This window comes from Actinoplanes sp. NPDC048791 (assembly GCF_040650095.1).
Lineage (GTDB): Bacteria > Actinomycetota > Actinomycetes > Mycobacteriales > Micromonosporaceae > Actinoplanes.
The window spans coordinates 1-5,406 of the sequence record NZ_JBEZGQ010000582.1 but is presented as its reverse complement, the minus strand read 5'-3'; the positions used below and the strand labels follow the sequence as shown (position 1 = coordinate 5,406).

Here is a 5,406-nt window from a genome sequence, read left to right as displayed (position 1 = left end):
GGCGGCCACCCGCAAGACGACGCCGAAACCCCGGGTCATGGAGGCCCAGCCGTACGGCCCGTACGCCTGCGAGCGCGAGTTCGGCATGGCCGGCTTCACTCCGCTGGTGGTCAGCCCCTGCCACGCGCTGGGCAGCCGGGTACGGATCCAGGCGTCGCTGACCGCCCCCACCCCGGGCGACGGCCGGATCGCCGTCGCTCTGCAGGACCTCAGCTCCGGCCGTACGGTCGGCAGCCCGAAGGTCTGCACCGGCCTGACCTTCACCAAGGACCGGCCGACCCGGGTCTGCGGGCCGCTGACGATCGAGCCGGTCAAGGGCCGCCGCTATCAGGTGATCATGTCCTGGACCTTCGGCGAGAGCCGGTACGGCGGGGCCAAGGTCGCGAGGGGCAGCGCCTTCGACTGGTGAGCGGTATCGTCCGTGAACTATGCGTAGGTTGCTCGCGGCCGGGATCGTGCTCGGCGCTGTCGTGGCCGGTCTCGGCGTGGTGCGGGCGATGTCCGCCGACGCCGCCGCGGTCCCGCCGTACCACCCGACCAAGCTGGCCAAGGTCGCCGACTCGCGGCAGGTGGTCGTCGTGGTCGGCAAGTCGCGCGGCTCCTCGTACTCGACGGTGTACACGTACCAGCTGGGTGCCGACGGCAAGACCTGGACGGCGAAGTTCCCGGCGATGGCGGCGCGCAACGGTTATGCCGGCTGGGCCTGGGCGGGGCAGCGGATCCAGGACTCCGGCACCACGCCGATGGGCACCTTCCGCATCACCCAGACGTTCGGCCTGAAGAACGGCCCCAGCACCAAGATGCCGTGGACGCGCGCCGACACCAACGACTACTGGGTCGGTGACAACAAGGACGCCAAGACCTACAACATGTTCCAGCCGTCGGCGTCCGCCAAGCGCACCTGGCGGACGGGCGAGGCGGAACGGCTGGCCGCCTACACCACGCAGTACGAGTTCGCGGCGGTCATCGACTACAACCGCCCGGCGCCCACCTCCATCACCTGGGACGCGACCCACGGCCAGTACGTCACCAGCAAGCCGGCCAACGTCAAGCGCGGCTCGGCGATCTTCCTGCACGTCAAGGGCGCCGGCTCGACGGCCGGTTGCGTGTCGCTGAGCCGCAGCGACGTGGTCCGGGTGCTCCAGTGGCTCGATCCGGCCCAGTTGCCGCGCATCGTGATGGCGCCGACGGCCGACCTCGGCAAGGTGTGAAATAAGGTCGCCGGTTCCGGCGTTACCGCCTACCGTGATCCGCATGTTCGCACCCGGTCTGCAGCTGCCCGCGGGGTTCTCCCCGCTGGCCGCTCCCGCGTGCGATACGCGAAGCTGACCCTTCCCCAAGCCGCAGCAGAACCCGGGGAAGGGTAGCTGCGCGGTTCTGGCGCGCGTCCCTGGGCAAGGCTCGCGTTCCACCTTCCGACCCGATCGTTTCTCGCATCCAGTGAGGACATTTTCATCATGGCCAAGAGCCAGTTCGTCCGGACCAAGCCACACCTGAACATCGGCACGATGGGTCACGTCGACCACGGCAAGACGACCCTGACCGCCGCCATCACGAAGGTCCTCGCCGACCGCGACCCGGCCGCCAACCGGTTCGTCGCCTTCGAGGGCATCGACAAGGCGCCGGAGGAGGCGCTGCGCGGCATCACCATCAACATCTCCCACGTCGAGTACGAGACCGCGGCCCGGCACTACGCCCACGTCGACATGCCGGGGCACGCCGACTACGTGAAGAACATGATCACGGGGGCGGCGCAGGTGGACGGCGCGATCCTCGTCGTCTCGGCGCAGGACGGCGCCATGCCGCAGACCCGCGAGCACGTGCTGCTGGCCCAGCGGGTCGGGGTGCCGTACCTGGTCGTGGCGCTCAACAAGAGCGACGCGGTCGAGGACGAGGAGCTGCTCGACCTGGTCGAGCTGGAGGTGCGTGAGCTGCTCGGCGAGTACGGCTTCCCCGGCGACGAGGTCCCGGTGGTGCGCGTGAGCGCGCTGAAGGCCCTCGAGGGCGACCCGCGGTGGACGCAGTCCATCGTGGAGCTGCTCGACGCCGTGGACGCGTACGTGCCCGTGCCCGAGCGGGAGCTGGGGGAGCCGTTCCTGATGCCGATCGAGAACGTGCTCACCATCAGCGGCCGCGGCACCGTGGTCACCGGCAAGATCGAGCGCGGCACGCTGCGCGTCGGCGACCCGGTCGAGGTCGTCGGCCTCGGCGAGACGCTCAGCACGGTCGCGACCGGGCTCGAGACGTTCGGCAAGAGCCTGCCGACCGCGGAGGCCGGTGACAACGCGGCGATCCTGCTCCGCGGGATCAAGCGCGACCAGGTGCAGCGCGGCCAGGTCGTGGCGCTGCCGGGCAGCGTCAAGCCGCACAAGAGCTTCACGGCGACCATGTACGCGTTGACGAAGGAGGAGGGTGGCCGGCACACGCCGTTCGTGGCGAACTACCGCCCGCAGTTCTTCTTCCGCACCACGGACGTGTCCGGCGCGATCGACCTCGGCGAGCTGCCGATGGTCATGCCGGGTGACACGGTCGACCTGACGGTGCACCTGGGCAAGGAGGTGGCGATGGACGTCGGTCTCGGCTTCGCGGTCCGCGAGGGCGGCCACACCGTCGCCGCGGGCACGGTCAAGGAACTGCTGGACTGAACGAGGACGGGGCCACCTGCGGGTGGCCCCGTTCTGTCATTGCTCCTTGGGCTCCTGCCGGCGCAGCTCTTCCTCCCGGCGGCGCAGGTCGGCCTCCCAGCGCTGGAGCTCGGTCCGGTCCGGACCCAGGCTCCTGAGGAACTCGGGGTCGTCGTCCGGCGCGAGCGGGGCGGCGCGCCGCGGCCGCTCCTGCTCGGGGAAGCCGCTGCCCGGCCGCCAGGTGGTGCCGTTGCTGAGCTGCACCGGACGCGCCGGACGGCCGGCGACGAACCAGGCGATCGCGCCGATCGGGGAGAACAGCAGGATGAGGAAGACCCAGGCGATCCGGGGCAGCGCCCGGATCTCGGATTCCTCGGCGGACAGGCAACTGATCAGCGCGATGACGAGCAGCGCCAGGTCGATCAGCACGAACAGCGAATAGAGCCGGATCATGGCGAGAGATCATGACAGAAACCGGCCGTCCAGGTGACCCCGGAGCATGCTCTCTGCACCGGCCGATCGGGTGCGGCAGGATGGCGGGATGGCTGCACAGTTCGGTCCCCACCGCTGGTCCGCCGGCGCGCACCGGGACACCGCCAGGTTCCGCGGCACCCGCGTGGAAGTTGCCGACCTGACCGGCGTCACGCTGGTCGACTGCGATCTCACCGGCGTCAAGGTCGTCGACTCCTGGCTGGTCGGCGTCGACCTGTCAGGTCACGTCGACGGTTTGCGGGTCAACGGCGTCGACGTCACCAGCTTCGTGGCGGCTGAGCTCGACCGCAGGCATCCGGAACGGGTGCAGCTGCGTGAGATCCAGGACGCCGACGGCTTCCGGGCCATGGCCGACACGGTCAGCGGGCTGTGGTCGGCGGCCGTCGCCCGGGTGGAGGCCCTGCCCGAGCCGGCCCGTGACGAGCGGGTGGACGGCGAGTGGTCCTTCGCCGAGACGCTGCGCCACCTCGTCTTCATCACCGACTCCTGGGCCAGCCGCACGATCCTCGACGAGGAACTGCCGTACCACCGGATCGGTCTTCCGCAGACGGCCTACGCTGCGGCGGACGCGGCCGCGCTGGGCATCGATCTCACGGCTGAGCCGACCTGGGCCGAGGTCCTGGCCGCGCGGGCGGACCGGCTGGCCGTGCTCGCGGGCATCCTGAACGGCCTGACCGACGCCGACCTGGGCCGGCCCTGCACCCGGCCACCGGCTCCGGGCTACCCCGACGAGGTCCGCGCGGTGGCTGAGTGTCTGGCCGTCGTGCTCGAAGAGGAGATCGAGCACTACCGCTTCGCCGCGAGGGATCTGTCTGTGCTGGAGTCCCGCTGACCGACGGCCCGGCAGGGTGACTGCCGGGCCGCAGGTGCGGGTCAGTTCAGGGCTGCGTTCAGCGCCGGGAGGTAGCCGCTGCGGTAGCCCGCGGCGTTCGGGTGGAACGAGTTGGTCGCGGGGATCGCCGTGAGGCCGTTCAGCCACGGGGCAGGGGCGCAGATCCCGTGGCCGGCGAACTCGTCGGTCACGTCCGACCAGGTGAAGCCGGCTGCCGCGGCCCGGGCGGCGATCAGCTGGTTGAGCTCGGCGGCGCCACCGTTGATCGACTTGCGCTTGGCGATGCTCATGCCGCCGATCCCGCAGTTGACCACGGTCTCGTCGAACAGGATCGGGTAGCCGAGCACGACCACCCGGGCGTTGGGGGCCTTGCGGCGGATGTCGGCGTACGTGCCGTCGAGCTTGGCGGTCATCTCGGTGCGCAGGACCTGCATCGCCGACGCGACTGTCGCCGCGCACTTGCTGTCGCTGGACAGGGTGCAGGTGATGACGGTCGACGCGAAGCCGACGTCGTTGCCGCCGATGGTCAGCGTCACCAGGTCGGTGCCACTGGTCAGCGGCCACAGCTGGGTGGACCGCAGGGTCTGCGTGGTGGCCCCGCCGCAGGCGACCGAGCGGTACGACTTCGGGTCGTTCGCCGCGTTCCACAGGCCGGGGTAACCGTTGGGGCTGCGCAGGCAGAGTCCGGTCTGGCCGGACGCGCCGACGCCGGAGGAGTAGGAGTCGCCGAGCGCGACGTAGTCCCACTCGGATTGGGGTGTGGCGGCCGCGGCGGGGGTCGCCGCGACGATGCTCAGCAGGGTGGACATGACGAGGCAGGCGAGGACGGTGGTACGTCTGCTCATCGGGGTGGCCTCCGGATCCGCGGGGGACTGGGGGCCGGAGCGCTCCGGTTACCGAACAGTAAGTCAAGGTCCCGAGGAAAGAAACACAGTGACTTTCCTGTTACCTCGTAGTAACATCCGTCGATGTGACCTGCATCTATGTCAGGCGGTCATTGTCCGTGTGCGCAGAGCGATGAGTTTTCAACGGTGCCACAGTCGGTCTTCAGCGTGCGCTCAGCTATCCGGGCTAGCGTCGCCGCATGGATGAGCAACGGGCCCGGAGGGTCGTCGAGACACTGCGCGGACGTAACGTCTTCGCCCATGTGAAGCTGCCGCACGCCGGCATCACCCAGTACGGCATCCGGGTCGTCCTGCCCGACGGCCGCGAGGCGGTCTGGGACAACGACGGCACGGCCGGGCTCGAGGCCCAGGTGATGCGCAACGGCGTCCTGGTCGGCTTCGTGTCGTCCATCCCCGGCTCGGAGAACTTCACCGACGAGCAGATCATCGACGCGATCGCCGCCGCCGACTACGACCAGCCGATCGGCCGGTCCCGTCCCACGACGCCGACCGGCGGGCCGCCGCGCGCCGACCGGATCGCCACCGCACCGCGCCCCCTCGGGCTGGCCGAGCG

General features: G+C 70.2%; 6 protein-coding genes and 1 pseudogene. 5 read left to right on the top strand and 2 right to left on the bottom strand.

All coding sequences use genetic code 11. The annotated features are described in order from the left end of the window. The 3 genes and pseudogenes from AB0C29_RS31670 to tuf form a co-directional block, all read left to right on the top strand. Positions 1 to 409: pseudogene (locus tag AB0C29_RS31670) on the top strand (serine/threonine protein kinase); the annotation flags it as partial. 19 nt (positions 410 to 428) lie between these two features. Beyond that, on the top strand, positions 429 to 1,211 hold the full coding sequence (locus AB0C29_RS31665) for a L,D-transpeptidase family protein (RefSeq protein WP_360827900.1): 783 nt from the start codon (positions 429 to 431) through the stop codon (positions 1,209 to 1,211). A 246-nt stretch (positions 1,212 to 1,457) separates the two neighbouring features. Beyond that, positions 1,458 to 2,645, top strand: a complete 1,188-nt coding sequence (gene tuf, locus AB0C29_RS31660) for an elongation factor Tu (RefSeq protein WP_360827898.1) — start codon at positions 1,458 to 1,460, stop codon at positions 2,643 to 2,645. Positions 2,646 to 2,681: 36 nt separating this feature from the next. Here tuf and AB0C29_RS31655 read toward each other — a convergent pair whose 3' ends face one another. After that, positions 2,682 to 3,077: a PLD nuclease N-terminal domain-containing protein gene (locus AB0C29_RS31655; RefSeq protein ID WP_360827895.1), complete on the bottom strand. Its 396-nt coding sequence runs from the start codon at positions 3,075 to 3,077 to the stop codon at positions 2,682 to 2,684. Positions 3,078 to 3,165: 88 nt separating this feature from the next. Between AB0C29_RS31655 and AB0C29_RS31650 the strand changes: the two genes are divergently transcribed. Beyond that, complete coding sequence (locus AB0C29_RS31650; RefSeq protein ID WP_360827892.1) at positions 3,166 to 3,948, top strand: DinB family protein; 783 nt, start codon at positions 3,166 to 3,168, stop codon at positions 3,946 to 3,948. A gap of 41 nt (positions 3,949 to 3,989) precedes the next feature. Here the strand turns inward: AB0C29_RS31650 and AB0C29_RS31645 are convergent, their stop codons facing one another. After that, positions 3,990 to 4,793 (bottom strand): SGNH/GDSL hydrolase family protein, encoded by an 804-nt coding sequence (locus AB0C29_RS31645; RefSeq protein ID WP_360827889.1) that lies wholly within the window; start codon positions 4,791 to 4,793, stop codon positions 3,990 to 3,992. A gap of 239 nt (positions 4,794 to 5,032) precedes the next feature. On the opposite strand from AB0C29_RS31645, the gene AB0C29_RS31640 reads away from it, so the two are divergent. Next, a partial coding sequence (locus AB0C29_RS31640) for a hypothetical protein (protein ID WP_360827887.1) occupies positions 5,033 to 5,406 on the top strand: 374 nt, incomplete at its 3' end.

Excerpts from the sequence above, each read along its gene's own strand:
- tuf (WP_360827898.1), top strand. The coding sequence starts at position 1,458 with ATGGCCAAGAGCCAGTTCGTCCGGACCAAGCCACACCTGAACATCGGC.
- AB0C29_RS31665 (WP_360827900.1), top strand. The coding sequence starts at position 429 with ATGCGTAGGTTGCTCGCGGCCGGGATCGTGCTCGGCGCTGTCGTGGCC.
- AB0C29_RS31650 (WP_360827892.1), top strand. The coding sequence starts at position 3,166 with ATGGCTGCACAGTTCGGTCCCCACCGCTGGTCCGCCGGCGCGCACCGG.
- AB0C29_RS31645 (WP_360827889.1), bottom strand. The coding sequence starts at position 4,793 with ATGAGCAGACGTACCACCGTCCTCGCCTGCCTCGTCATGTCCACCCTG.
- AB0C29_RS31655 (WP_360827895.1), bottom strand. The coding sequence starts at position 3,077 with ATGATCCGGCTCTATTCGCTGTTCGTGCTGATCGACCTGGCGCTGCTC.